A 26,725-nucleotide genomic window follows, 5' to 3' on the forward strand; every position below is an offset into this window, starting at 1 on the left:
GATCACGTCCGAGCGGTACGGATGAGCTTCCTGTTGGCGAACTCGTCGATGCCCGCCCGGCCCAGCTCGCGGCCGAAGCCGGACAACTTGACGCCACCGAAGGGCAGTTCCGCGCTTTCGAGGCCGACGCCGTTGATGAAGACCATGCCGGCGTCGATCCTGTCGGCGACGCGCAGCGCCTGCTCGGGGTCCGTCGTGAACACATAGGAGCCCAGCCCGTACGGGGTGTCGTTCGCCAGCTGTACGGCCTCGTCCTCGGATCCGACCCGGTAGACGGTCGCGACGGGACCGAAGAGCTCCTCGGCGGCCGACGGCGACGTCGGCGAGACGCCCGTCAGCACGCCGGGCGGGAAGTACGCCCCTTCTCGCTGTCGTACGGAGACGAAGGTCGCCCCTTCCCCGACGATGCGCTCGACCTGTTCCTCGACGTACTCGGCGGCGGCCACCGAGGAGAGCGGCGCCAGGCCGTCGGTCAGGGCGAGCACCTTCTCGGTGAACCTGTCGAGGAAGGCGTCGTAGACGTCCTCGGCGACGATGAACCGCTTCCCGGCGTTGCACGCCTGGCCGGCGTTCTCGAACCGCGCCTCGACCGCCGCCTGGACCGTGGCGTCGAGGTCGTCGGTCGACAGCACGATGAAGGGGTCCGAGCCGCCCAGTTCGAGCACCACCTTCTTGAGGCTGCGCCCGGCCTTCTCGGCGACCTCCGCGCCGGCCCGCTCCGAACCGGTGAAGGAGACGCCCTGCACGCGGGGGTCGGCGATGGCGCGGCCGATCTGCTCGCCGGTGGCGTGGACGTTGACGTAGCAGCCCTGGGGGAAGCCCGCGTCCGTGAACAGCTGCTGGAGAGCCGCGGACGACTCCGGACACTGCGACGCGTGCTTGAGCACGATGGTGTTGCCCAGCGCGAGGTTGGGCGCGGCGAACCGGGCCACCTGGTAGTACGGATAGTTCCAGGGCATGATCCCCAGCAGCACGCCGACCGGCTGGCGGCGGATGAAGGCGGTGCCCTCTCCCTCCAGGAGCTCGATCGGCTCGTCGGTGAGGAACCTCTCCGCGTTCTCGGCGTAGTACCGGTAGATCGAGGCGCTGAACTCGACCTCCCCGACGGCCTCGTCCACCGGCTTGCCCATCTCCCGGTGGATGATCTCGGCGAGCTGCCGGCTGCGCTCGCTGTGCAGGGTGGCGACGGTGTGCAACAGCTGGGCGCGCTGTGCCACGGAGGTCTGCCTCGACCAGTCCGTGTAGGCGTTCGCCGCCGCGTCGAGCGCCGCGTCGACGGTCTCGTCCGTCGCGGTGGGGTACTCCTTGACCAGCTTGCCGCTGGCGGGGTCCACCACCGCGTACACGTGCCGCTTCGCCATACTGACTCCTTCGTCGTGATGCGGGTTCATACGGGGGCCCCGGCCGTGCGGGCCGGGTACGGGTCCAAGGCCGCGTTGCGGTCGTGCAGCGCGCGGTAGGCGCGGAAGTAGACGAATCCCTGGGTGCCCCAGGTCGCCAGCGCGGCGGTGTAGAAGATCGTGCGGTTCGCGTCGTCGAACGGCAGGGGAAAGAAGTCGTACGTGATCGCGATGGTGGTCCCGGCGGCCGTGACCAGTGCCGTCCAGACCGCCGGCCACCGCGCGCCCGCGCCCCAGAGCCGTTTGACGAAGTAGCAGAGGAACACGGCCGTGCAGAGGTTGACGACGACGTAGAACACGGAGACCCAGAACGCACCACGGTCGGTGTGGAGATCCGCGCCGTGGAAGGGGCGGAGGAACAGGGCGGCCACGATCGCGACCCCGAACACGGCGACGTCGACGCTGCGGCTCGGCTTGTAGCGATGGGTGACCTTCATCAGGCCCAGGACCAGGATGAGGGTGATGCCGACCGACCTGGAGAACGCGTCGAAGAAGTACGCCAGGTCGTACAGGACGCTGTCGCTCTCGGCTCCGAGCAGCGACCAGAGCAGGAAGTTGCTGCCCGACGTCGCGACGACCATCCATTCGAGGCCCAGGAGGTAGTTGCCGTAGCGGCGGATGAACCTCCAGCCGTAGAAGTAGCCGGCGAAGATCATCCACAGGTCGGCAAGGAGGAACAGCGCTTCCCTCATCGGAACGCCCCCTCGCGGACGGGTTCACGGGATCCGGACATGGTTTCCTCCTCCGCCCACGCGGTTCGCGTGCTGCGAGATGTGGGTCGTGACAGGGCCGACGAGGGACTCGGGAAGGTGATGGCCCATGCCGGGAATCACCACGTGCCGGGCCGAGCGGATCGCCCGTACGGTCGCGGCGCCGCCGCTCGGATGCACCAGCAGGTCCCGGTCGCCGTGGATGACCAGCGTCGGGGCCGTGATCCCGCTCAGCTGCGCCGTCCGGTCGCCGGAGCGCTGGATCGCCTGGATCTGGCGCGCCGTGCCGGCCGCCGGATCGCCGGCGCTCCGGTCCCAGCCGCGCGCCGCGATGGCCGCCTCGGCCGCGTCGTCGATGGGATGGCCCACTCCGGCGACGTGCCGGGTGAGCCGCAGGTGGGCACAGACCGCCGCGGTTCTGTTCTTCGCCGGCGGGGCGGCGAGGAGCCGGATCGTCGACAGGGCCGGCTGACCGACCTTGCGCGCCCCGGTGGTGGAGTAGACGGAGGTCAGGGACAGGGCCCGCTCGGGTTCCGTGGCCGCGATCGTCTGCGCGATCATCCCGCCCATCGACCGCCCGACCAGGTGGACCCGCGCGATCCCGAGATGGTCGAGCACACCGACGGCGTCCTGGGCCATGTCGGCCAGCGCGTACGCGTCGCCGCGCGGACGCGCGGCGATCTGACGCCAGGTCCCGGGCGGGGGCGCGGCGACGAACGTCGACTGGCCGACGTCACGGTTGTCGATCGCGACGACCCGGAAACCGCGGGCGACGAGGGAGTCGACGAACGAGTCCGTCCAGAAGGTGAGGTCTTCGCCCAGTCCCGCGATGAGCAGCATCGCGGGGTCGTCCTTGTCGCCGTGGTCCCGGAAGCAGATCGTCATCCCGGACGGCAGGGTCGCGTACTGGTCGGCGCTCTCGACGGCGCTCGTCTCAGGCACGGGTGGCTCGCCTCCCGCCGGGTGCCGGCGCGGCCGCCCGTCGGGCGCCGAACCGGAGGTTCTCGTCGGCCACGGGGCCGCGCAGCGCCCTGGCGTCCTCGGGGTAGGACATCGCCATCCGCCAGGGCTTCTCGGGGCCCTGCTTGGGCAGGAGCTTCTCGCCGCGCTTGGCGTACCCCGCCTGGAGGTCCATGACGGGCCTGCGGTTCGTTCCCGGCGGTGCGACCGGAACCACCGTGTCGTATCCGCGGGCGTCCATGTGCCTGACCAGGTCGATGAAGTAACGGCACATCAGGCTCACCTTGAGCGTCCAGGACGAGGTGGTGTAGCCGATCGCCATCGCCCAGTTCGGGATGCCGCTCAGCAGCATGCCGCGGTAACAGAGCGTGTCGGCGATGTCGATCTGGCGCCCGTCGACCACGATGGGCATGCCGTCGAAGAGCCGCAGGTTCAGCCCCGTCGCGGTGACGATGACGTCGGCTTCCAGTTCCTCGCCGGACGCCAGGACGATCCCGCGCTTGCTGAACCTCGCCACGGCGTCGGTGACGACGGAGGCCCTGCCTTCCTTGATCGCGTCGAAGAAGTCGCCGTCCGGTGCCGCGCACAGCCGCTGGTCCCAGGGGTCGTACGGCGGGTTGAAGTGCTTGTCGACGTCGAATCCCTTGGGCAGGCGCTTGATGTTCTCGCGCCGGATCAGTGCGCGTCCGGCCCTGGGGAAGGTCCGCAGACCCCTCACGATGGCGTGCTCGGTCCAGATGTTCTTGAACCGCGTCACGGCGTACCCGCGCTCTTCTCCGAGCAGCTTCGTGAGCGCCAGGGCGATCTTGTCGACGCGGGGGAGCGGCATGACGTAGGTGGGGGTGCGCTGCAGCATCGTCACGTGCCGGGCGGCGCCCGCCCCGGTGGTCATGGCCGGCACCAGGGTGATCGCGGTGGCGCCGCTGCCGATGACGACGACCTTCTTGCCGCTGTAGTCGAGGTCCTCCGGCCAGTGCTGCGGATGGACGATCCGGCCCTCGAAGTCGTCCCGCCCCCGGAACTCCGGGGAGAATCCTTCGTCGTACCGGTAGTAGCCGGTGGCGGCGAAGACCCATCCCGCGTAGATCGTCTTGGTCCGGGCCGCTCCCGTGGCGGGGTCCGACGTCTGGACGGTGAGGGTCCACCGTGAGTCCGCCGTGGACCACTCCGCGCGGACGACCCGGTGGCCGAGCCTGAGGACGCGCTCCAGGCCGTTCTCCTCGACGGTCTCCTGGAGGTACCCCTTGATGAGGGGAGCGTCGGCGATCGCGGCTTCGTGGCGCCAGGGCTTGAACGCGTATCCGAACGTGTGGAGGTCGGAGTCGGAGCGGATGCCGGGATAGCGGAACAGGTCCCAAGTGCCTCCGATGTCATCGCGCGCTTCCAGTACGGCGAGCGACTTGTCGGGCAGCTCCCGGCTGACATAGGTGGCCGCGCCGATCCCGGAGATCCCTGCTCCGACGATCACCACGTCGAACTCCTCGACGGCGTCCAACACCTCAGCTGTCATGGCGTTTCCTCGCTGTTCCTGTGGCGGTTGCCTCACTGTCGCCAGCCGGGCCCGCCTGCGAGAACGACAGCGGGCACCTGCTTCGCCCGGGCTCGGTGCACGATGCACAGGCGGGCCGGGGCGCTGCGCCCATACGGTGTCCGACGTTCGGGCCGCGGCCCCGGCCGAGCCGGTGGCCCGGCCCTCCCGGGAGCGGGCGGCCGCCGTCCAGGGCCTGGTCGTGCCGCAGCCGTTGCGACAGCAGGACCGGCGTGATAGAGGTTTGCCCCCGGTGTTTAGTGGCACTAAACACCTCGCGGCGGTCGTGCGCAGAGGTCGAACCCGCCACGTCTTCCCGGTCGGGAAGATCCGCCTCCCGCCGCTCCGGCTCAGCCCGCCGCGAGGGAGCCGCGCCCGTTCGTTCGCGCAGGCGTACCGCCTCACGCACTCCTTCACCCACCCATGACGAGTTCACCCACCCATGACGAGCCGGTACCGGCCCGTGAGCCGAAAGGTGGTCGCGATGACCGACCCCTCCAAGACAGGGCACGCCGAAGCAGCCGACGGTGAAGCGGGATCGGGGAATCCGCTCCACCGTGGGCTCGGCGTGTCGCAGATCGTGTTCATGGTCGTCGCCGCGGCGGCACCGCTCGGGCTCGTGGCCGGCGGGGTGCCGCTCGCCTTCGCCGTGAGCGGCAGCCCGGGGATGCCGCTGTACTTCGCGCTGTCCACCGTGCTGCTGCTGATCTTCGCGGTCGGTTTCACCCTGATGGCCGGACGGGTACGCAACGCGGGCGCCTTCTACGCCTACGTCCAGGCGGGGCTCGGCCGCATACCCGGTCTCTCGGCCTCGACCCTCGCGCTCTTCTCCTACACGCTGCTTCTCGTCGGGGTGAACGCCTACGTGGGCGTCGCGACGAGCAACGTCATCGAGCGGTACGCCGAGGTCGGCTCCCCGTGGTGGGCGTGGGCGCTCGTCTCGCTGGGCGTCATCGCCTTCCTCGGCTACCGCGACATCGAACTGAGCGCCAAAGTGCTCGGTGCCGTGCTGGTGCTGGAATCCCTGCTGCTCCTGGTCCTGGACCTCGGCATCGTGGGCCACGGCGGCGCCCACGGCCTGACGGCCGAGCCGGTGTCGCCCTCGATCGTGGGCACCGGCTCCCTGGGCCTCGGCGTCATGTTCGCCCTCTTCGGGTTCATCGGCTTCGAGGCGACGGCGGTGTTCCGCAACGAGGCGAAGGACCCCGACGTCACGGTCCCGCGGGCGACATACGTCGCGATCCTGGTGATCGGTGTCTTCTACTCGTTCACCGTGTGGGCGATCGTGGTGGGTGCGGGCGTCGACGCCGTGGTCGGAGCCGCGCAGGCCGACCCCGAGGGTCTGGTCCTCACGCTGACGCGGAGCTACGTCGGGTCCGTCTGGGCCGACGCCATGCAACTCCTCCTGATCACCAGCCAGTTCGCCTGCGTACTGGCCTTCCACAACGTCGTGACGCGCTACCAGTTCGCCCTGGCCCGGGCCGGCGCGCTTCCGGCGCCGCTGGGCGTCGTCCACCCCCGGCACCGCGCGCCGTCGGCGTCCTCGGCCGTCGCCTCGGCGGTCGCGTTCGTCACCACGGTCGTCGTCGCGGCGCTCGGCCTCGACCCGATCGGGGACCTCTACGCGTGGTTCTCCGGCGCCGCCACCCTCGGCATCGTCCTGCTGATGGCGGCCACCAGCCTCGCGATCATCGGCTTCTTCCGGCGCGCCGACGAACGGCAGTCGGTGTGGCGGACGGTCGTGGCCCCGGCCGTCGCCTTCCTCGGCCTGGCTTGTGTGGTCTGCCTGATGGTCGCCAACTTCCCGCTCCTCGTCGGCACCCCCACGGGCGCCTGGGTGATCGGCGGCCTCGTCGCCCTCTCGGCCGTGGCCGGCGCGGTGCAGGCCCTCGTCCTGCGAGCGCGCCGACCGGCCGTCTACGAGCGACTCTGAGCGACGTGCCGGTCAGCTCATGAAGGGCGCGGCGGTCTGTGCACCGTGCACCGCCCCCGGAGGAAGCCGGTGCCCGGTGTCGTTCTCACCATGCCCCTGGCCTGTGACAGTGGGGTACCAGGCAACCGCCACCGGCGAAGTTCCGTTTCGCCGAGCACCGTGTCGTGGGCGGGCCGGCCGAGGCGCCCAGGGGAGTGATGTTGAAGAATCGGACTGTCGTGGTGGGGCTCGGTGCCACTGGCCGGGCCATCGCCTCTTCCTTGCTGCGACGCGCGGACGTGGAGATCGTGGGAGCGGCGGACCGGGACCCCCGCGTGGTCGGTCAAGACCTCGGAGTGCTCCTCGCCGGCGCCGCGAACGGTGTCGTCGTCGTGAGCGACCCGGCCGAGCTGCCCGCCGCCGACCTCGCGATCGTGGCGACCGTCTCGGACCTGCACAGGGCGGCCGACGTCCTGCTGCCGCTGCTGGAGCGTTCGTACAACGTCCTGAGCATCTGCGAAGAGCTGGCCCATCCATGGCGGAGCCACCCCGATCTGGCCCGGCGGCTCGACGACACGGCGAAGGCGCACGGCGTGACCGTCCTGGGCGGCGGGGCGAACCCGGGCGTCCTGATGGACACCCTCCCTCTCCTCCTGACCGCACTGACCCAGCGCGTGGAGAGCGTGCGGATCCGCCGACGGACGAACATGGCACGCTACGGCGCGATCCTGTCGAAGTTCGGCCTCGGTCTGACCCTCCGCGAGTTCGCGACGGCTCGCAGCCGGGGCGAGGTCGTCGGGCACCACGGCTTCGAGCAGGCCATCGGGGCGCTCGCGGCCGGGCTCGGATGGGATCTCGACTCGGTGGACGTGGGAGAGGTCGAACCCGCCGTCGTGACGACTTCGCCGCGCGTCGGGGACCACATGCGTATCGAACCGGGGCAGATCGCGGCGGTCACGCACGCCGCCCGCGGCGTGCTCAAGGGCGAGGTGGTGATCGATCTGGAGATCACGTTCGGGTTCTTCGACCCGGCCGACGAGGTGGCCGCGGGCGACGACTACCGGATCGTCGGAGAGGAGCAGGTCGTCGATCTCCGTTCCTCCGTGGGCTTCGACTCCTTCCTCAGCACCGTCGCGGCGGCGGTCAACGCCTCCACCGCGGTCGTCGAGGCGCGTCCCGGTCTCCTGTCGATGGGTGACCTGCCCGCCCGTTCGGTCGCGGCCAAGGGAGAGCGGCGAGCGGGCCGGACCCCGCTCGGGGCCACGACTTCTCAGGACTGAGACGGAGACGCGCGGAGACGGAGAACCTCCTGTTCGCCGTCTTCGCGCGCCTCGCCGAAGAGCCGCCCGTCACGGTCGATCCGCCGGACGGGAACGGGGGCTCGGGCGCGTCGCCGAGCACGCCTCGACGCGGAGTACGAAGTGGGGCGGACGCCCCACCTGGAAGGAGATCGGGACAGCATGAGGACCGACAGCACGAAGTACACCAGCTTCACCGGCTGGATCGACCCGCCGGACGACGTGCGGCCCGCCCTGGACGGTGATCTCACCTGCGGCATCGCCGTCATCGGCGGCGGCATGGGTGGCATGGCGGCTGCCCTCCGCCTCGCGGAGCGCGACCAGGACGTGGTCCTGCTGGAGGCCGAGTTCTGCGGCTACGGCTCGGCCTCGCGCAACGGCGGTCAGATCGCCGGGGCGCCGGGTGGCGACCTGCGGATGCTCAGCCTCCAGTCCCCGAAGAAGATGCCGGTCATGGCCAAACTGGCGGAGCATGCGGGCCGCTATGTGGAAGACCTCATCAAGACGCACGACATCGACTGCGACTACGTGGCGAACGGCCTGGTGTGGGGTGCGGTCTCACCCCTCATGATGCTCAGGGTGCGGACGCAGGCGGCGATCCTGCGCGCCTTCGGTGGGGGCGGGACCGTCGGCAGCAGGGAGGAGCTCGGCCTCCCCGCCGGCTTCGTGGGCGGGATGCGGGAATCCATCGGCGGGATGCTGAACCCGGGCAAGCTCGCCCGCGGTGTGCGTCGCGCACTGCTCGGCTCCTCGGCCAAGGTCTTCGAGCGGACACGGGTGAGCGATGTCCGGCGCACCGGCGGCATCGTCGAGATCACGACACCGCACGGCACCGTGCGGGCCGACAAGGTCCTGCTCGCGACCAGCGTCTACGGCGGCGAGTGGGACATCACGCCCAAGAACCTCGCGACGCCGCTGTACGTCATCGAGATCGAGTCGGAACCCATCGCGCCGGAGCGGCTCGCCGCGCTGGACTGGACCAGTCGGTCCGGCATCATCACCCAGCACCAGTTGATGACCCACTACCGGCTCACCGAGCGCAACACCATCGTCTGCGGGGTGCGCACAGCACAGCGGGGCCGGACCTACCCGCTCCCGGACCGGGTCCCGGACCCCGGTGTCGTACGGGACATGGGGAAGGATCTGGCCAACCGGTTCCCGTCGCTGTCCGACGTGGCCATCGAACGGGCCTGGGGCGGTTGGATCGGCATCAGCCCGGACTGGCTGTCGGTCGCCGGGCAGGTGGGCGACAACGTCTTCTACGCGATGGCCTGCAACGGCCACGGTCTCTGCCAGGTGCCGTACGTGACCCATCAGCTCGCCGACTACATCGTCGACGGCGAGATGCCGGAGGACCTCGCCGGCATCTGGTCGGACGCCTCGAAGTACTCGCCGTCGATGTCGCTGCTGCTGCAGCCGTTCGTCCTCCGAGCCGTCTGGGGGCTGGACCGGTTCAACGACTTCTTCAACGGCAGCAGGACACGGGCCCGGCGGGCGCTCCGCCGTGGCAGGCGCGGGGGTTCCTGAGGGTTCGGGCGACGCCTGCTCCGTGACGGCGGGGTGTGAGATGCCTAGGCGGGCCCTCGCGCGGCGCGCGGCAGGGGAGGGGACAGGACCCAGAGGACCTCGCTCACCGTCGTACCCGGATTGTCGAACTGGTGGAGCGTCTGCCCGGAGAACGAGGTGGACGCCCCTGCCGACAGCATCCGGGTCTCACCCCCGACGATCAGACGGGTCGAGCCGCTCAGCCCCATCGCGAAGATCGTGGCGGTGTCGAGCCGATAGGGGCCTCCGGTCCCCCCGCCGGGCTCGATCACGGAACGGAAGACCTGGAACGCCGTGGTGCCGGCGGGCGTGAGCAGGTACTCGGCCACGCCCTCACCGCCCATGCCGATCCGGCTTCCGCCGTCCACGACGTGCTCGTCGGGGTACGCGAACAGCTCCCCGACCCCGATCCGCAGCACCTCGCAGACGCGCAGCAACGTCGGGACGGACACGCTGGTGAGCCCACGCTCCAACTGGCTCAGAAAGCCCTTGGTGACCTCGGCCCGGTGCGCGACCTCCGTCAACGACAAGCCGCGGTCGAGCCTGAACTTCCGCAGTCGCGCGCCGGTGGACGCTTCGAGGGCGGCGGCGCCCCGTTCCGCTCCGCCTGCTGTCCCGCCGTCACCGATGGACATGGTGTGCTCACCGCCCGTCCCGAGGCCGAGGTCGTATGCCTGTCAGGTGACGGGCCGACCCGGACGAGTCCTCTCCGTGGCATGAGGCTAAGGCATGCGTGCCAGGGGCAATCGGCGCGCCCCAGCGAAGGGGGCGACGGCGCCGAACGGGGCGACGGCGTCGAACGGGGAGACGGCGCCCACCCCCTTGTGGCGCCAGGGAGGGCGTGGTAAATCTGCCGCTGTTTAGTGGTGGTAAACAGCGGCCGAGGGCCCGCGCCTTCGTCGCCGGCCCGGCTGCTGACGGCCCTTCACCTGTCGGGGGCACGGCATGTCGGGAGCCTCGGCTCCCCGAGAGCAGAGGGACACTGAGAACATGGAAGAGCTGTGGCCCCCGCCCTCGCGTGAGGTCGCCGATGCGATCAGGTCACTGTGCCAGCGCCTGCTGACGGAAACGGACGCCTGGGTCGACGCCTTCGCAAGGCCCTCTCTCGTCGCCCAGAACGATCCTGCTCTCCTCGCGGACGCATCGCTGGTCGAGGAGGACCGCGCGCTCAACCGCTCTGACCTTGTTCAATGGCTGACCGCGAACATTCAGCAACCGGGACGAAGGGTGGAGCCCTACGTCAGCCCGAGGACCACGGCGTACATCAACGACCTCGTCTCCCGCGGCATCGCGCCCGACTTCGCCGGTGCCTGGCGCGTGGCCCTGGGGATCGGCTGGCGGCGATGGCTGAAGGAATGCGTGGCGGACTTCGCGGACCCCGACCTCCTCGTGGGCGTCCTGGACGTGACGGCGCAGTCGATGGTGCAGTACGCCCTCGACTCCGTCGCGGCCCTGCGGCAAGCCGGCCTCGCCGCGGCCATGGGGAACACGGATGCCGAGGGGATCGCGCTGATCCAGCTGATCGCCAGTGGGGCACCGATGGCGGAGGACCTCGCCGAAGGGCGCCTGCGCTACCGGATGGCGCGGTGGCACGTGGGTCTCGTCCTCTGGGTCGACGACCCCCAGCGGGCCGGTGCCCTGGACGAGGCGATCGCCGCCGTGCGCTCCTCCGCCGGCGGCCGGAGCGCCCTGGTGGCGCGCGCCAGCGCCACGTCGCGGTGGATCTGGCTCTCGGGGGAGACCGTCCCGGACCTTCACCACGTGGCGAAGGACCTCGCGGCGACCGACGAGGTCCGCGCGGCGGTGGGAAGGCCGGGACGCGGACTCGAAGGATTCCGCTCCAGCCACCAGGACGCCCTGGCGGCGCAGGCGCTGGTGATCCGGCTGGGGTCCGAACGGCGGTTCACCGCCTACGCCGACGTCGAGCTGATCGACGCGCTCACGAAGGACCGGGCCGGCGCGCGTCGGTTCGTCATCAGCACCCTCGGGCCGTTGGTCGAAGCCGACACGGCCCTGCGGCAGGCACTGCTCACCTACGTGCAGTGCGGCTTCAGCACCACCCGGGCGGCCGCCGACCTCTACGCGCACCGCAACACCGTCGAACGACGCGTCTCCCGCGCCAACGAGCTCTCGGCCGTCAAGGTGGAGGACAACCCGACCCATGTGGCGGCGGCGCTCCTGGTCCTGGACATCGCCCCTGACATCGTGACGACCGCCCCGAACTGAGCCCACGAGGCACGGCCGCCGAGCGTGGCGAGGGCCGTATCGCCCGGGCAGAGCAATGTTCCTCACAAGCAGCGACCGGGGCCTGCCGGTGTAGGGTCGCGACCGCCCTTGACCGTCCCCGCTTCCTGACCTGCGACCGCCAGTGCGGCGCCTGAGCAGGTTATTGGGCCGGAACGGATGGTGCGTCACATGGCCCGGCAGCTCGCCCGCGGCATGGGGTCCTTCTCCAAGGACTGCGCCCGGCCGGATCCACGTCCAGGTGGCCGCCATGCCGACGGGCAGCGCTACCTGTGGACCGCCCGCACCGTCACGCGGCACAGGGGAGGCTGGGGCGAGCCGGGCAAGACCTTCGCCATCGGCCTCGGCTGCGAGGTCCGCCACGCCTCCCGCTTGGTCTACTCCGACGGCCTCGACCTGACGAACAAGGCCGCCGCCACCCCGATCGGCATGGGCTGCCGCGTGTGCGAACGCCTCGACTGCCTCCAGCGGGCGGTGCCGCCGCTCGGTCGCACCCTCGCCGTGGACGAGAACGCCGGCACGTTCGTGCCCTACGCGGTGGAGGACACCCGATCGGGGTGACGCGGGCAGGTCAAGGGCCCGGCCTCGACGCTGAGCAGGTTTCCGGCCCGTACCGCTCCCCTCCGCGTTCGACCGATCCTTCGCCGCAGGAATGACGCCAGAGCCGGGGGCACCGCAGTTACGCCTCCTTTCGGGGCGCTGCGCTGAGTCCCCGCCGTACCTGGCACATGGGTCCGGTTTCGGCTGCATCCGTCCGCTCGGCTGATTCTGCGACCCCTGGTTCCCTTATGTACTAGCTCAGGTGGCGACCCGTCATGTCAGAGCTGACGGTGGACCATGTCGCTGCGTATGAAAGCAGACAACGGTCAGCTGACGCAGTGGATGGAAGGAAGTCATTGATGCGTTCTGCCCGCATTCTCTTCGCCACCACCGCCACCGCCGCGGCCCTGGCCCTCACCACGCCCGGCGCCTACGCGCTCGCGGCCGGCGACTGGGACAAGGACGACTCCGCCCACAGCCAGAAGCGTGACCACGACAAGCCGCACGGCGGCATGCACACCGGCTCCGGTGCCCTGTCCCTGATCGGCGGCGACGACTGGTCCAAGGACAAGAGCGACAAGAGCGACAAGAGTGACAAGAAGGAGCACGGCAAGCCGCACGGCGGGATGCACACCGGCGGAGGTGCGCTCACCGCGGTGAGTGGTGACGACTGGTCGAAGGAGCACGAAAAGGGCGGCAAGTACGAGAAGGAGCACGACAAGCCGTACGGCGGGATGCGCACGGGTTCGGGCGCTCTGTCCGCGGTCAACGCTGACGACTGGGGCAAGCCCGAGCAGCAGAAGCAGGAGAGTGACAAGTACCAGAGGCAGCAGGGCGACGAGCACCGGAAGCCCAAGGGCGGCATGCACACCGGTGGCGGCGGCCTCGCGGGGCCCGGGGTGAGCCTGACGGGCGCGCTGGTGCTGGCGGGCGGGGCGGCTGCAGTCGTCCTTTACCGCCGCAAGAACACCGCCGGCGCGACCGCGTGATAGCCCACCCGGCTCAGGGGCTGCCGCCCTGAGGCAGCCCCTGAGCCGCGGCCGTAGTCTCTGCTCGCCACGCGACCCCGGACCTGCCATGCCCGTTGAGAAGACGTCTGTGATGGAACCCCCACCTGACCCCGCGAACGAAGAAGTACGCCGTCCGGCACGATGGGTCGCGCCCACTGTGTTCTGGACGACGGCGCTCGCCGCGATCCTGGTCCTTGCCGGACCGGGAATGTTCACTCAGGACGAGACCGGTGCCCCCCGCCCCGCATCCTCCAGGGCCGTGTCGGACCCGGCGGCCGGCGCCTCGGCAGCCCCCCGCACACCCCACGGGGCCTCGCCGAAAGCTGAACCCAGGTCCGATCTCGCGATGCCCAGAGCGATCCCCACCCGTCTGAGGATCGCCAAGATCGGTGTCGACGCCCCGTTCACCGGCCTGAAGATCGGGCCTTCCGGAGCTTTGGACCCGCCGCCGGCCGACGACACCAATCTCGTCGGATGGCACGCCGCCGGTATTGCTCCCGGCCAGCGGGGAACCGCGCTCATCGCCGGACATCTGGACACGGTCACCGCACCGGCCGTCTTTGCCCGGCTCGGCGAACTCGAGGCCGGGGACTCCTTCGAGGTCGCGCGTGCCGACGGCACCACCGCGGTCTTCCTCATCGACTCCGTGGAAAGCTTCCGCAAGGACGACTTCCCGAACCAGCGCGTCTACGACGACACCCCCGACGCCCTCGTCCGGCTCATCACCTGCGCAGGCCCCTATGACCGCGCAGCCAAGGACTACACCGGGAACCTCGTCGTCTTCGCCCACCTGCAACCCAGGTGACACCCCCATCGCAACCACCGACTCCGCATGCCCCGCCGCCACGTTCGCGCTGACGCCTGCACGCAAAGAGGCCGATCGATCCACAAGAGCGTGCCGGGATCCAGCCGGTCCCCCCGCCGGGCCGGAGAGCGTCTCGTCGAGCTCTTCGAGGACGTCGGCCGGGAGCGACGTCTCACGCCATGCCCGCCCGGCGCTACAGGGCGGCGTCCGCTCGCGGCTCCTGTCCGCCCGGGATCGCGCCCGCTTCCGGCTGCTGTCGGGCGTCGGCCTTGGGGACGCGTACCAGCGCGACCGTGATCAGTGAGGCCGCCGCCCCCAGGGCCGCCGCCACGACCAGCACCGTGTTCAGGCCGGACGTGAACGCCTCGCGCACCAGGTGCGTCATCTCGGCGCGCTCGTCCTCCGGCCAGCCGGCGACGAACGACCGGGCTTGTCCGCCGCTCAGAACGGCGGCCGCCTCGTGCGGGTCGGGGATGCGGCCGTCGGTCTTCAGCACGCCCTCGATCCGCGACTGGAAGATGAAGCCGAACACGGCGATCCCCAAGGCGAAGCCCAACTGGCGGAAGGTGTTGACCGCACCGCCGACCATGCCCCCGCGCTCCGGCGGCACCGTGGCCAGGGCAGCCGCCGGCAGACCGGGTGTCACGAGCCCGACGCCCAGGCCGGCGACGACGAGCCCCGCCACGAGGCTGCTGCCCGAGGATCCGGCGTCGAGGGTGGCCTGCATGCCGGAGCCGAGCGCGATGAGTGCCAGCCCTCCCGCGATGGCCGCCCGTGGCTGCCAGGGGCCGAAGCGGCCCGCGAGCACGGACGCGAGGAACGCGGCGGCACACATGGGCAGGATGTAGAGGCCTGCTTCGACAGGCTCGTACCCCAGGACGGACTGCATCCACAAGGACTCGTACAACAGGTAGGCGAACGCGGCTCCTTGCAGGAACAGGGCGCTGATCATGATGCCGGTGAACGACGGTCTGCGGAACAGGGACAGGTCGAGCACGGGGTGCTCGTGCCGCGTCTCGGCCGCGACGAACAGGGCGAGGGCGACGGCCGCGGTGGTGAACAGGCCGAGGGTGAGGGGAGTCGTCCAGCCCTCGGAATGGGCACGGATCAGCCCGAACGTGAGGGTGCCGCTCGCCACCGTGAAGGCGACGGTCCCGAGGACGTCCGCACGCCGGCGGCCCCGGCCCCTGGCCTCTCGTACGGAGCGCAGGGTCATCACGACCGCGGCCAGACAGACGGGCAGGTTGACGAGGAAGATCCACCGCCAGTCCAGGTACTGGGTGAGGAGTCCGCCGACCACCGGGCCTGCCGCTGCGGCGACCGAGTTCGTGGCGCCCCACACGGCGAAGGCCACAGCCCGATCCCGGCCCTTGTAGTGCATGCCGAGCAGGGCGATCGTCGTACCGAACATCCCGGCGGCGCCCACTCCTTGTACCGCGCGGGCGCCGATCAGCACACCCGCGTTCGGGGCGACCGCGCACGCCACCGATGCCGCGGTGAAGACGATCAGCCCGACCAGGTACACCTTCCTGCGGCCGATCCGGTCGGCGTGGGAACCGACAGCGAGCAGCAGCGACGCCAAGGCCAGTGCGTACGCGTCGACGACCCATTCGAGGTCGGAGAGCGTGGTGCCGAGATCCATGGCCATGGCGGGCAGCGCCACGGTCACGATCGTGACGTCCAGCAGGAGCATCAACGTGCCCAGACAGATCGCGGCCAAGGGCCACCACTTGCGCATCCGAACCCCTTCGCTGCCCGCCGCACCGAAGACGTGCCCCCGGCGGCCCCCCCCATGATTCACGGAGGAGCAGCGATTCCCGTAAGGACCCGCCCGCCACGCCCGGGCGTGGGCCACAGGGAGGTATGCCTGGGTCCGCCTGGGGGATCACCGGTGGCAGGCCGGAATACGCGCTCTTAGCTTCGGCACATGACCAAACGACAGATCGCGCTGCTGGCCTGCACCGTGGCCCTCGCGGGCTCGGGATTGGGTGCGGCCGCCCCCGGTGCCGTGAGCCGGACGGTGCACCTGGTGAAGCCCGGCGAATCGATCCAGAAGGCCGTGGACGCCGCGAAGCCGGGGGACACCATCGTCCTGAAACCCGGCACCTACCGCGAGAGCGTCCGCATCACCACCTCGCGCCTGACCCTGCTCGGCTCGGGCTCCGCCTCCACCGTCCTCGTGCCCGGTGACGGCACCGCCACCGACGTGTGCGCCAAGGCCGGTCACGGCATCTGCGTGACCGGGACGGACAGCGACCCCGTCGAGGGCGTCACCGTGCGCTCGCTCGCGCTGAGGGGCTTCACAGCCAATGGCCTGTGGGCCACCCGCACCGACCGGCTGACGGTCCGCAAGGTGCTCGCGGAGAAGAACGGGAAGTGGGGCATCGCCCAGGAGAGATCCACGCGTGGTGTCCTCAGCCACAACACCGCCAGGAACAACGCCGACGCCGGACTGTTCCTGGCCAACACCACCGACACGGAGGCAGGCGCCACGGACGCCGAGGGGACGCTGGTCACCCGCAACAGCCTGACCGGCAACCGGATCGGCCTCACCGTGCGGCGCCTGCGGAACGTGAACGTCGACCACAACGAGGCGACCGGCAACTGCGCTGCGGTGTTCGTGGTGGGCGACGAGTCCACGCCGCGTGCCGGAGCCATGACACTGCGCCGGAACAACATCCACACCAACAACAAGTACTGCCCGAAGACCCCCCGTCTGCCCTTCCTGCAAGGCTCGGGCATCGTCCTCACCGGCGCCGAGGAGACGGTGGTGGAGAAGAACAGGGTCGTCGGCAACGTGGGCGCCTCGCCGCTGTCGGGCGGCATCGTGCTGTTCAAGAGCTTCGTGGGCGTTCCGAACGCGCAGAACGCGATCCGCGACAACGTGGTGGTGCGCAACAGCCCCGCCGATCTGGCCGACCGGGACACCGGTCGGGGAAACACCTTCACCCGCAACACCTGCACCCTCTCGGAGCCCGCCGGAATGTGCTGACCCACCGGGTTCTCCACATCTCCCACGGCACGCACCAAGGACAAGGCGAAACACATGACAACGGTTGATCCGGCTCCCGCCCCGCCGATGCGGCTGAGGGAACTCGTCTTCGGGGCGGCATGCGCCGCCGCCGTACGCGCGGCCGCCCGCCTGGGCGTGGCCGATGCACTGGGCGACACGCCCATGACCGTGGAAGACCTCGCGGCAGCGGTCAAGACCCCGCCGCGGACCCTGCGCAGGCTGCTGCGCGCGCTGTCCTGTCAAGGGGTCTTCACCGAGCAGCCCGACGGCACCTTCGCCCACACGGAGATGTCCCGGCTGTTGCGCGAGGACGATCCGCACAGCCTGCGGTACATCGCACTGTGGTGCACTGAACCGTGGACGTGGGACGTCTGGCCGAAGCTCGACGAGGCGGTGCGCTCCGGACGGAACGTCTTCGAGGACGTGTACGAGAGGGAGTTCTTCACGTACCTCAACGAAGACGCGCCCGAGTCCGCCCACGTCTTCAACCGGGCCATGACGACGTCGAGCAAGCAGTCGGCACAGGACGTCGCGGACCTCCTCGACCTGGGCGACGTGTCCTCCGTCGCGGATATCGGCGGCGGACAGGGACACGTCCTGGCGAGTCTGCTGGAGAAGCATCCCTCCCTGAACGGCGCACTGCTCGACCTGCCGGGAGTGGTGGAGAACGCCGACCCGCGCCTGCGGGACGGCGGGGCGCTCAGCTCCCGGGTGCGTGTGGTGGCCGGCGACTGCCGCGAGGACATCCCGGTCCAGGCGGACGTGTACATCATCAAGAACATCCTGGAGTGGGACGACGACAGCACCCGCAGGGCGCTCGCCAACGTCCGCAAGGCGGCGCGTCCCGGCGCACGGGTCGTCGTGATCGAGAACCTCGTCGACGACACCCCCTCGATGAGGTTCACCACCGCCATGGACCTGCTGCTGCTCCTCAACGTCGGGGGTGCGAAGCACACCCGGCAGAGCATGGTCGACCGGCTGACGGACGCGGGGCTCGTCATCGGCGAGGTCCGCCCCGTCAACGCGTACCTCCACGCCTTCGAGTGCACCGTGCCCGCCTGACGGGGAGGGGAGGAGGAGAACCCGAGGCCGCCCGCTCCGCGTCGTTCGCGGGGCGGGCGGCCTCGGGTTTCCCTGCCGTGCGTATCTCGGGGGGATCAGGAACCTGCGTCGCGCTCCCAGCTGTAGAAGCACCGCGCCATGGCGTCCTTGGGGCTCCGCCACGTCAGCGGGTCGTACGCGCTGACGTACGCCGACAGCTTCTCGCTGGCGTCGCGGAACTCGGGGTGTCCGGTCAGCTTCGCGATGGCCGGCCCCGGGTCCTGTTCCGACTCGATGAGGTGCAGGTACACGTCGCCGAACTGGAACAGGCGACGCCGCGTGACGCCGACCAGGTGGGGAAGCTCCCCACGGTCGGAGGCGGCGAACACGTCGGCGATCGCCGGGGCCGAGCCGGGCGCCATGCGAGCGACGATCAGGGCGTGGTGCATCGAGCGTCCTTTCAGGGTGCAGGTGTGCGAGTGTCCGCGGCAGGCGGTCAACCGGGCAGGACCGGGGCGCTCCGGCGGTCGCGGGCGACCTGCTCGATGCGGTCCCGGATGAGGGCCATCTGTGTGCGGGAGTTGCGGTTGATGTTGTCGGTCATCCAGGCGTCGTCGACCGGAGCGTCGGGCTTCATCGCGAAGTCCTGCACCCAGCGCATGTGGATGCCGGCCGGGGTCTCCTCGTACTCCCACCGGATGTTCATGTGGTCGAACGGACCGGTCTCCACGCGGCGGGCGCGAACGGTCCGCCCGGGGCGGTCCACGGTCCGCTCCGACACCCAGCTCCAGACCTTCCCGGACGCGTCCGGATGCATGGTCAGGCGGAAGGTGGTGGAGTCGCCCTCGCGGGAGAGCACTTCGAGGGAGGCGTACTCGCTGAAGAGGTCGGGCCACTTCTCGATGTCGTTGGTGATGTCCCAGACGAGGTCGAGCGGGGCGTCGATCGTGATGCTGTTGTCGGTGTGACCGGCCACGTCAGACTCCAGTCCTGAGGGCGTTGTTCACCAGGCCGACGAACTCGCCCGGCGTCTTGCAGCGCTCCGCGTCGGTGGGCAGCGCCACGCTGTACCGGTTCTCCAGCTCGCCGACGATGCCGAGCAGGCCGAGCGAGTCGAGACCGAGGGTGGTGAACGGCGCGTCCGGCGCCTTCTCCAGCTCCCGGGCGTCGACGGTGACGCCGGCTGCCTGCTTCATCAGCGTGGAGAGTTCGTCGAAGGTCAGTGCGGTGGTGATCATGTGTGCTCTCCTTCCCGCCCGGTCCTACCGGGCGGACTCGTCGCCGCGGCGCACGATCAGCGCCGCGTTGGATCCCATGAGTCCCCGGCTGAGGACGAGGGCTGTGCGCAGCTCGGCGGGCCGAGCGCGGGACATCACCAGATCGAGGTCGTGGCAGATGTCGAACACATTGGGAGTGGGCGGCACCACGCCGTGCTCCATCGCGAGCACCGCGGCAGCGGTGTCCAGGACGGGCGCTCCGCAGTAGGCGCGGCCGATGCCCGCCTTCGGCGCGGTGACGGCGACGCGGGTGGCGTGCGCTCCGAGGGCGTCGGCGATCGCCAGCGCCTCGGCACGGTCCGCCTCCGGTACGCCCAGGGCGTCGGCGAAAACGACGTCGACTTCCTCGGGGGCGCACCCGGCCTCGTCGAGGGCGACACGGATGGCGCGGGCGAGTCCCTCCCGGGACTCCTCCCAGCGGGAGGCGCCGGTGAACGTGGCGCCGTGGCCGGCCACCACGGCCCGGACGGCCGCTCCCCGGTCGCGGGCGCGGGACTCCTCCTCCACGACGAGCATCGCGCCGCCCTCCGCCGGGACGAAGCCACAGGCGGCCGAGGTGAAGGGCCGGTAGGCGCGGTCCGGGTCCTCGACAGTGCTGAGCTCGGGGTAGCCGAGCTGGCACACCATCGAGTACGGGGCGAGGGGCGCCTCCGCGGCGCCGACGAGCACCGCCCCCGTACCGCGTCGTACGCCCCGAGCGGCGTGGGCGATGGCGTCCAGGCCGCCCGCCTCGTCGCTCGCGACCACGCCGCACGGCCCCTTGAGGCCGCTCCGGATGGAGATCTGGCCGGTGCTCGCGGCGTAGAACCAGGCGATCGACTGGTACGGGCCGACGAACTTGGACCCCTGGCCCCAGAGCTTCTGGAGCTCCCGCTGGCCGAACTCGCCGCCGCCGGAGCCGGCGGCGGTGACGACGCCGATGGAGAAGGGTTCCTCCGGGCCGTCGTGGACGAGGCCGGCGTCGTCGAGCGCGAGCTGGGCCGCGGCCATCGCGTAGTGGCTGAAGCGGTCGGTCTGGACGAGGAAGGGCTCCTCGATCAGATCGGAGGGATCGAAGCCGCGGACCTCGCCCGCGACCTTGAGGGGCAGGTCCTCGCATCCCTCACGGGTGATCCGGTCCAGAACGCCCAGCCCTTCCCGGACGGACTTCCAGTACGCGTCGGCGCGCAATCCATTGGGGGCGATCACGCCGATCCCGGTGACGACCGCGCGCCGTGGGCGCTCAGTGCTCATCGTGTCCTCCCGCCCGGTCCCGTCAGGAGCACCGCGGACTGGAAGCCGCCGAATCCGCTGCCGACGGAGAGCACGTTCCTGAGCTTCCGGGGGCGGGCGTCGCGCGGCACGTAGTCCAGGTCGCACTCGGGGTCGGGGGTCTCGTAGTTCGCCGTCGGAGGTACCACTTGGTGCTTCAGCGCGAGCACGCAGGCAGCCACCTCGATCGCCCCGATCGCTCCGAGCGAGTGCCCCACCATGGATTTGATGGAGCTCATGGGCGTGTCGTACGCGTGCGAGCCCAGGGATCGCTTCACAGCGGCGGTCTCGTGCCGGTCGTTCTGCCGGGTGCCAGAGCCGTGTGCGTTGACGTAGTCGATCCGCGTGGGATCGAGCCGGGCCTGGTCGAGCGTGGAGTCGATCGCCCGGGACATCTCCAGCCCCTCGCCGGTCAGACCGGTCATGTGGTACGCGTTGCCGAAGGTGGCGTAGCCGCCGATCTCGCAGTAGATGTGCGCACCGCGTGCCCTGGCGTGCTCGTACTCCTCCAGGACGAGGACGGCCGCGCCTTCGCCCATGACGAAACCGTTGCGGTTGTTGTCGAAGGGCCGGGAGGCGTGCTCCGGGTCGTCGTTGTCGGGCGACGTGGCCTTGATGGCGTCGAAGCAGGCCATGGTGATGGGGGAGATGGGGGAGTCCGACGCACCTGAGATGCAGACGTCGGCCCGGCCCTCCGCGATGGTGTGGAAGGCATAGCCCACGGCGTCGAGGCCGGAGGTGCAGCCGGTGGAGACCGTCTGCACCGGGCCGCGGGCGCCGAACTGCTCGGCCACGACGGAGGAGAGCGTGCTCGGCGAGAACGCCATGTGCAGCTTGGGGTCGGCCGCGCGGTGGTCCACGTCCCACCGCCGCCCGCCCTCGCTGACCAGGACGTAGTCGTGTTCGAGCCGGGTGGTGCCGCCGACGGCGCTGCCCAGGGAGACGGCGACGCGCCAGGGGTCTTCGGCGTCGGTGTCGAGTCCGGAGTCGCGGACGGCTTCCCCGGCGGCGACCACGGCGAACTGGATGTACCGGTCGGCGTGGCGGCTCAGATCCGGATCCAGTCCGTGTTCCGCCGGGTCGAAGTCGCACTCGGCGGCTATGCGGGAGCGCAGCCCGACCGGGTCGAACAGCGTTATCCCGCGGGTCGCGGTACGTCCGGCGGCGAGCAGGTCCCAGAACGCACGTGACCCGATGCCGCCTGGAGCGACCACACCGATGCCGGTGACGGCCACTCGCCGGTTCACTCGATGGCCCCGCTTCGCTCGGAGACCCGTCCCGGGTCGTGCACGGTCAGGTGCGGGCCCGCGGCGGCGAGCTCGGCCTCGTCGGTGATTTCCGTGTCGACGTGGCCGAGGCTCGGTCGGGGGGCGAGCGGGCCCAGGTGGAAGACCATGCGGGCCTCCACATCGCCCACGTTGCGGAAGCGGTGCCGTACGTCGATCGGGATCAGGAGGCCCTGATCGGGCTGGAGCGCGTACGTGTCGCCATCCAGGTCCACCTCCAGTGCGCCCGAGACCACGTACACGAACTCCTCGGAGTACGGGTGGTAATGCTCGCCGATGCGCTCGCCGGGCTGGACGATGGCCAGGCCCATGAAGCCGCTGGTGGAACCCACGGTGGCCGGCGTGAGCATGGCCCGCAGGTCACCTCCCCGCCTGCGGTTGGGTTCCGTCTCGCTGAGGTTCACGATGCGTGGACGCTGGTTGAGCATGGTTGCTACCTCCAGAGGTGACAGTGACGTGCCGGAGAGCGGCCGCGGTGCGAGCCGCGGTCGTCAGTCAGGAGTGCGCCGAACGATCCGTGACGGGCAGCATGTCCGCGTGCGACAGAAGCCGGTTGATGTTGCGGTCCGTCTCCAGGGAGCCCTCGACGCCGACCGCGGCGCCGTCGAGGAGGCGTTCCAACTCCGCTGCCTTCCCCGGACCCTTGAGCCCGAGGGAGGCGACGGGGTCGAGGTCGAGGTCGCCCGTGACGTCGACGAGGCGCACCACGATGTCGTCGCGCTGGAACACAGTGCTGCTGTGCACCGGGTTGTCCGGATCGTCCGCGGCGGCCCGGTCCTGATGGGAGAGCAGCCGGGCGAGCGCCATCCCCTGGCCCTCCTTGGCCGGGTAGTACAGCGCGTGCCGTCGCAGGTCGGCCGGAACAGGCCGGTCGGACACCACGTGATGGACGGCGGGCAGCGCGGCCCGGGTGAAGAACACCCGTGCCGACTCGGGGTCGGTCAGGTCCCGGTCCTGCTCGAGGTACGGGTTGATGGCTTCCTCGACCGCTCGCACCTGAGGCTGCCGGGCGACGTGCCGCAGCGCCACGAGCAGGTCGCCCTCCACCTCCACGGCACGCACGACGCGGTTCCCGTGCATGAAGAGGGAGGTGCGGCGCAGCCGTGTGTTCTCGTCGACCTGGGCCTGGGGCGACTCGTAACCGGCCAGGAGCTCCGCCACCTTCGACTCGGAACCCGGCTTGACGGTGAAGGTGAGGGCATGGCGTGCCACACCGTCGCCCACACGGGGCTCCACCGGCACGTCGGCCGATGCCGCGGTCCGCGAGGCCGGCCGGCCGGGGCTCGTCTCCCGGAGGATGCTGTAGCGCATCGACCGGGTGTCCCGGACACAGCTGTGCATCGGCTTGACGGTTTCGACGTGCTCCTCGCTGTTCACCCACGCGAGGAACGGCGGCGCGCTCTCCCACTCGCTGGTGATCAGCCACTGCGAGGGGTTCTCGATGGACTGGCAGAGCTGGTCACTGATGTGGCCGGGCACGGAGGCGACCTGCTTGCGCATGAGCTCGTACGCGTCAAGGAACTGCTGCTGCGCTCCTTCGTACAGGTCGAGCAGGAGGATCACCCGCAGCCTGGAGCCGTCGAACACAGACTGCGAGATGCGTCCCGAGGGGGCCATCCGGCACACCTCTTCTCTTCTCGGTGGGGGGTGGGGAGACGGCCTACCCAGCCGAAACGCCGAGGCCGACATGTGTCGATCCTCGACAGGAGCGCCGACAGCGCGCGAGCCACGTGAAGCGGACGAGTGAACCGCGTGTCATCCGGGTGCCCAAGGCACGCGAACCCGTCCCCGAAGGGCATGAATCTGCATCCCATCCCCAACTCGCGTCGCAGGCGACGCCGGAGACGAGCAATGACCCGATTCGACTCGGCCGGGGAAGCGACCGGCCACCGCACGCCCGTTCTCATCGTCGGCGGCTCACTGGTGGGCCTGTCCACCTCGCTGTTCCTGGGGCGTCTCGGAGTGCCGCACACGCTGGTCGAGCGCCATGCCGCCACCTCGATCCACCCGCGCGGCCGCGGCAACAACGTGCGCACGATGGAGGTGTTCCGCAGCGCCGGCATGACGCTGCCCATCCAGGAGGCCGCGTCGGTCCTGGCAGCCAACAACGGGATCCTGCAGACGCCGAGCCTGGTGGGCGATGTCGGCGAGTGGCTGTTCAAGGACATCGACCCCGGTGGCGGGATCGCCCGCATCAGCCCCGCGGGGTGGTGTCTGTGCAGCCAGAACGATCTCGAACCGGTGCTCCTGAAGCACGCTCGGGAGCTCGGCGGAGATCTGCGGTTCGCGACCGAGCTGATGTTCTTCGAGCAGGACGCCGAAGGGGTGACCGCGCAGGTCAAGAGTCGCGGCACCGGTGAACACACCACCATCCGCGCGGACTACCTGGTCGCGGCGGACGGCCCGCGCAGCCCGGTCCGCGAGCAACTCGGCATCGGGCAGAGCGGTCCGGGCGACCTCTTCCACAACGTGAGCATCACCTTCGTGTCCCGCGGCCTCGCGGACGTCGTCGGCGACCGGAAGTTCATCGTCTGCTACCTGACGAACCCGGAGGCCGACGGGGCCCTACTGCCCGTCGACAACCGGGAGCACTGGGTGTTCCACGCTCCCTGGCACCCCGAACACGGCGAGACACTGGAGGAGTTCACCGACGAGCGGTGCCGGGAACACATCCGGCGGGCCGTGGGGGTGCCGGACCTCGATGTGGAGATCACCGGCAGAGCTCCTTGGCACGCGGCGCAGAGGGTCGCCGAACGGTACGCGGAGGGCCGGGTGTTCCTCGCCGGCGACTCCGCCCACGAGATGCCGCCCACCGGGGCGTTCGGCTCCAACACCGGCATCCAGGACGCGCACAACCTCGCCTGGAAGCTCGCGGCCGTACTGGGCGGCTGGGCCGGCCCCGGCCTGCTCGCCTCCTACGGCGCGGAGCGCCGGCCGGTCGCGGAGACGACGAGTGCCCGGGCTGCGGCGCGGTCGGTCGAGCACAGCCACCCCGGGTACGCCCCCGGCCCCGGATCCGGCGGCCCCCAGGGGAAGAAGGGCGGCATCCTCAGCGACGTGCTCGGCTACCGCTACCCGCAGGGCGCCGTCCTGGGCACCGATCGGACCATGCCGGTCGTGCCCGACGGGCTGCGACTGACGGGTGAACCCGGAAGCCGGGCACCCCACATGTGGCTGAGCCGCGCCGGTACCCGGGTCTCCACGCTCGATCTGTACGAGCGGTCCCTGGTCCTTCTGAGTTCCGAAGACGGCGCCTGCGACTGGCACACCGCGGCGACGCACGTCGCGCAGCAGCTGTCGGTGCCGCTCGACTCGTACCGGATCGGTGCGGGTCCCGCCGCGGATCTCACCCCCGTGAGCGAAACGGACTGGGCGGAGGTTCACGGCGCCACTCCGGACGGCGCGGTGCTGGTCCGCCCCGACGGCTTCGTCGCGTGGCGGTCCGAAGGAGCGTCGGCGGACCCCGGAGTGGTGCTGCGGCAAGCCCTCACGGCGATCCTGGGCCGGGACTGACCGCTTCCTTGCCGCCCGCACGGCAGGGCCGGAAGCCTTCGCCACGAACCGGACCAGGCAGCACCGACGACGCTCGTGATCCTTGCGGCTAGACCGTTCGCGCGCAGGACGTCGTCCGATCCCGAGCACCGGACAAGCCGCGGTGACCTGCGCAAATGATCACCAGCAGGGCAGATCAAGACCCCGACCGGGGGACAGCGCGCGCGAATCTCCCGTTGCGGTGCTCACCGGTCGGGGTTCTGCTCGTGCACGGAGCACAGCACAGCACAGCGCCGCGCTGCCCAGCCGGCCGGGAAAGCTCCGCCGAAGGAGAGAAGAAGCATGCGTCTCGCACGTACGGGTCCCCAGCTCGCCCTGGTCCTGAGCGCCCTCGTCCTGTCCGCATCTCCCGCCGTCGCGGCGCCCGACGGTGACGTCCTGGTCAATCCGGGGAAGGCGGCTCCCGGGACCACCGTCACCGTGAGCACGACCGCCTGCGGCAAGGAGACCTACGGCAAGGGTGAGTCGGAAGCGGGCGGGAAGTTCCACCTCCTGCCCGGCGACCGGGAGGGCGTGCTGGTGGGTACGTTCAAGCTCCCGCTGGAAGCCGCCTCCGGCACGGACACAGTGACCCTCAAGTGCCCGCCTCGCATCAAGCAGACCGTCACCTATCAGATCTCCGGCCGGCCGGTCGGTGCGGTGGAAGCGGGCTTCGGCTGGGCCGCGGGCGCCGGCGAAGGGGCGGACGGGGACGGCAGCGACGTCCCCTACACCCTCGGGGCGTTGCTCCTGGGCGGCGCAGCCGCCGGCATCCTGATCAGAACGCGCCGCCGCGCCACCGCCGCCCGGAACGGCGCCTGAGCCCACAGCCTCGGCTCCGGTTCCGGTTCCTGCGTGCACCGGCGCCCGCCGGTGCACTGCGCGGGGAACGAGAGAGAGGCGCCTGCCGGGCGAATCCCCAGGTCAGCGCGGTCCCGGGCGCGTTCGTCCCGGCGGCGGTCTTCGACCAGCGTGCCCCGGCCGCGAAGTTCATCGTGCGGGCCTTCCGCAGCGTGGCCCGGTGGCCCTCGACCCGCATCATCCGTCCCGCCGCGTCGCAGACCGCGAGCAGATGCTCCCCGTCCGTCGTGTACGCCCCCATCAGCTCGCGGATCACCGGCATTGCCGCCGCCAGGGGATGACCGTCCCGGTACGCGGCGAGCTCGCTCCCGTCCAGCTCCACCCGCGCCGCCCCGTCCTGACTCACCCGCGCACGGGCCGAACGCCGCCACGAGGCGCTCGACGGGCTGGCGCCTGCGCGGTCGGCCGCTCTCGAAGAGACGCTGTTGCGGTTCCATGGGTGAGACGGGGTTCCTGTGGTGGCGGGATCCTGGCGGTGCAGGGATCGGGCGTTGTCGCCGATCCGCCGGGGTG

The 26,725-nt window shown here is 70.6% G+C and carries 23 protein-coding genes and 2 pseudogenes; 11 read left to right on the plus strand and 14 right to left on the minus strand.

Annotation, left to right across the window (positions count from 1 at the left end; genetic code table 11):
- Window positions 1-2: 2 nt before the first annotated feature.
- From DEJ43_RS33900 to DEJ43_RS33915, 4 genes are read right to left on the minus strand one after another with little or no spacing between them, the layout of a single operon-like run.
- On the minus strand, window positions 3-1,361 hold the full coding sequence (locus tag DEJ43_RS33900; protein ID WP_071892284.1) for an NAD-dependent succinate-semialdehyde dehydrogenase: 1,359 nt from the start codon (window positions 1,359-1,361) through the stop codon (window positions 3-5).
- 26 nt (window positions 1,362-1,387) lie between these two features.
- Complete coding sequence (locus tag DEJ43_RS33905) at window positions 1,388-2,092, minus strand: hypothetical protein (protein WP_015037959.1); 705 nt, start codon at window positions 2,090-2,092, stop codon at window positions 1,388-1,390.
- A gap of 24 nt (window positions 2,093-2,116) precedes the next feature.
- Entirely contained in the window at window positions 2,117-3,052 is a 936-nt protein-coding gene (locus DEJ43_RS33910) for an alpha/beta fold hydrolase (protein WP_015037960.1), read from the minus strand.
- Window positions 3,045-4,580 (minus strand): flavin-containing monooxygenase, encoded by a 1,536-nt coding sequence (locus DEJ43_RS33915; protein WP_015037961.1) that lies wholly within the window; start codon window positions 4,578-4,580, stop codon window positions 3,045-3,047. Before DEJ43_RS33915 ends, DEJ43_RS33910 begins: the two co-directional genes overlap by 8 nt.
- Before the next feature lie 502 nt (window positions 4,581-5,082).
- Between DEJ43_RS33915 and DEJ43_RS33920 the strand changes: the two genes are divergently transcribed.
- From DEJ43_RS33920 to DEJ43_RS33930, 3 genes are all read left to right on the plus strand, one after another.
- Window positions 5,083-6,531 carry an APC family permease gene (locus tag DEJ43_RS33920; protein WP_015037962.1) on the plus strand — a complete coding sequence of 483 codons (1,449 nt, stop codon included), beginning with the start codon at window positions 5,083-5,085 and terminating at the stop codon, window positions 6,529-6,531.
- Window positions 6,532-6,728: 197 nt separating this feature from the next.
- Complete coding sequence (locus DEJ43_RS33925; protein ID WP_015037963.1) at window positions 6,729-7,790, plus strand: Gfo/Idh/MocA family oxidoreductase; 1,062 nt, start codon at window positions 6,729-6,731, stop codon at window positions 7,788-7,790.
- Window positions 7,791-7,970: 180 nt separating this feature from the next.
- On the plus strand, window positions 7,971-9,335 hold the full coding sequence (locus DEJ43_RS33930) for an NAD(P)/FAD-dependent oxidoreductase (RefSeq protein WP_041663201.1): 1,365 nt from the start codon (window positions 7,971-7,973) through the stop codon (window positions 9,333-9,335).
- A gap of 44 nt (window positions 9,336-9,379) precedes the next feature.
- On the opposite strand, the gene DEJ43_RS33935 is transcribed toward DEJ43_RS33930, so the two are convergent.
- Entirely contained in the window at window positions 9,380-9,988 is a 609-nt protein-coding gene (locus tag DEJ43_RS33935; protein ID WP_015037965.1) for a helix-turn-helix domain-containing protein, read from the minus strand.
- A 355-nt stretch (window positions 9,989-10,343) separates the two neighbouring features.
- Between DEJ43_RS33935 and DEJ43_RS33940 the strand changes: the two genes are divergently transcribed.
- The 4 genes and pseudogenes from DEJ43_RS33940 to DEJ43_RS33955 all read left to right on the plus strand — a co-directional run bounded on the left by DEJ43_RS33940 (window position 10,344) and on the right by DEJ43_RS33955 (window position 13,952).
- Window positions 10,344-11,579, plus strand: coding sequence for a PucR family transcriptional regulator (locus DEJ43_RS33940; protein ID WP_041663202.1), 1,236 nt, complete (start codon window positions 10,344-10,346; stop codon window positions 11,577-11,579).
- Between the two features lie 235 nt (window positions 11,580-11,814).
- Window positions 11,815-12,158, plus strand: a pseudogene (locus DEJ43_RS33945) (DUF2083 domain-containing protein); the annotation flags it as partial.
- Window positions 12,159-12,496: 338 nt separating this feature from the next.
- Window positions 12,497-13,126 (plus strand): hypothetical protein, encoded by a 630-nt coding sequence (locus tag DEJ43_RS33950; RefSeq protein WP_015037968.1) that lies wholly within the window; start codon window positions 12,497-12,499, stop codon window positions 13,124-13,126.
- Window positions 13,127-13,355: 229 nt separating this feature from the next.
- Complete coding sequence (locus DEJ43_RS33955) at window positions 13,356-13,952, plus strand: class F sortase (RefSeq protein WP_015037969.1); 597 nt, start codon at window positions 13,356-13,358, stop codon at window positions 13,950-13,952.
- Window positions 13,953-14,145: 193 nt separating this feature from the next.
- Here the strand turns inward: DEJ43_RS33955 and DEJ43_RS33960 are convergent, their stop codons facing one another.
- Window positions 14,146-15,690: an MFS transporter gene (locus DEJ43_RS33960; protein WP_041663205.1), complete on the minus strand. Its 1,545-nt coding sequence runs from the start codon at window positions 15,688-15,690 to the stop codon at window positions 14,146-14,148.
- A gap of 189 nt (window positions 15,691-15,879) precedes the next feature.
- On the opposite strand from DEJ43_RS33960, the gene DEJ43_RS33965 reads away from it, so the two are divergent.
- Window positions 15,880-16,944: a right-handed parallel beta-helix repeat-containing protein gene (locus DEJ43_RS33965; protein WP_015037971.1), complete on the plus strand. Its 1,065-nt coding sequence runs from the start codon at window positions 15,880-15,882 to the stop codon at window positions 16,942-16,944.
- A gap of 54 nt (window positions 16,945-16,998) precedes the next feature.
- On the plus strand, window positions 16,999-18,027 hold the full coding sequence (locus DEJ43_RS33970; protein ID WP_015037972.1) for a methyltransferase: 1,029 nt from the start codon (window positions 16,999-17,001) through the stop codon (window positions 18,025-18,027).
- Window positions 18,028-18,122: 95 nt separating this feature from the next.
- Here the strand turns inward: DEJ43_RS33970 and DEJ43_RS33975 are convergent, their stop codons facing one another.
- From DEJ43_RS33975 to DEJ43_RS34005, 7 genes are all read right to left on the minus strand, one after another.
- A complete protein-coding gene (locus DEJ43_RS33975) occupies window positions 18,123-18,455 on the minus strand; it encodes a TcmI family type II polyketide cyclase (protein WP_015037973.1) in 333 nt (110 codons plus the stop codon).
- A 47-nt stretch (window positions 18,456-18,502) separates the two neighbouring features.
- On the minus strand, window positions 18,503-18,982 hold the full coding sequence (locus DEJ43_RS33980; RefSeq protein ID WP_015037974.1) for an SRPBCC family protein: 480 nt from the start codon (window positions 18,980-18,982) through the stop codon (window positions 18,503-18,505).
- A 1-nt stretch (window position 18,983) separates the two neighbouring features.
- On the minus strand, window positions 18,984-19,244 hold the full coding sequence (locus DEJ43_RS33985; RefSeq protein ID WP_015037975.1) for a phosphopantetheine-binding protein: 261 nt from the start codon (window positions 19,242-19,244) through the stop codon (window positions 18,984-18,986).
- 24 nt (window positions 19,245-19,268) lie between these two features.
- Window positions 19,269-20,516, minus strand: coding sequence for a ketosynthase chain-length factor (locus tag DEJ43_RS33990; RefSeq protein ID WP_015037976.1), 1,248 nt, complete (start codon window positions 20,514-20,516; stop codon window positions 19,269-19,271).
- Window positions 20,513-21,781, minus strand: coding sequence for a beta-ketoacyl-[acyl-carrier-protein] synthase family protein (locus DEJ43_RS33995; RefSeq protein ID WP_015037977.1), 1,269 nt, complete (start codon window positions 21,779-21,781; stop codon window positions 20,513-20,515). The genes DEJ43_RS33990 and DEJ43_RS33995 overlap by 4 nt, the downstream gene beginning before the upstream one ends.
- On the minus strand, window positions 21,778-22,248 hold the full coding sequence (locus tag DEJ43_RS34000; RefSeq protein WP_015037978.1) for a cupin domain-containing protein: 471 nt from the start codon (window positions 22,246-22,248) through the stop codon (window positions 21,778-21,780). The genes DEJ43_RS33995 and DEJ43_RS34000 overlap by 4 nt, the downstream gene beginning before the upstream one ends.
- A gap of 67 nt (window positions 22,249-22,315) precedes the next feature.
- Window positions 22,316-23,437: a SchA/CurD-like domain-containing protein gene (locus DEJ43_RS34005; RefSeq protein ID WP_015037979.1), complete on the minus strand. Its 1,122-nt coding sequence runs from the start codon at window positions 23,435-23,437 to the stop codon at window positions 22,316-22,318.
- Between the two features lie 234 nt (window positions 23,438-23,671).
- Between DEJ43_RS34005 and DEJ43_RS34010 the strand changes: the two genes are divergently transcribed.
- Together DEJ43_RS34010 and DEJ43_RS34015 are read left to right on the plus strand one after the other, a co-directional pair.
- Complete coding sequence (locus DEJ43_RS34010; RefSeq protein ID WP_150253482.1) at window positions 23,672-25,333, plus strand: FAD-dependent oxidoreductase; 1,662 nt, start codon at window positions 23,672-23,674, stop codon at window positions 25,331-25,333.
- Window positions 25,334-25,654: 321 nt separating this feature from the next.
- Window positions 25,655-26,173, plus strand: a complete 519-nt coding sequence (locus DEJ43_RS34015) for a hypothetical protein (protein ID WP_015037981.1) — start codon at window positions 25,655-25,657, stop codon at window positions 26,171-26,173.
- A gap of 103 nt (window positions 26,174-26,276) precedes the next feature.
- On the opposite strand, the pseudogene DEJ43_RS34020 reads toward DEJ43_RS34015, so the two are convergent.
- A pseudogene (locus DEJ43_RS34020) lies at window positions 26,277-26,588 on the minus strand (transcriptional regulator); the annotation flags it as partial.
- Window positions 26,589-26,725 lie beyond the last annotated feature (137 nt).

Origin of the sequence: Streptomyces venezuelae ATCC 10712, assembly GCF_008639165.1 — a bacterium.
GTDB lineage: Bacteria > Actinomycetota > Actinomycetes > Streptomycetales > Streptomycetaceae > Streptomyces > Streptomyces venezuelae.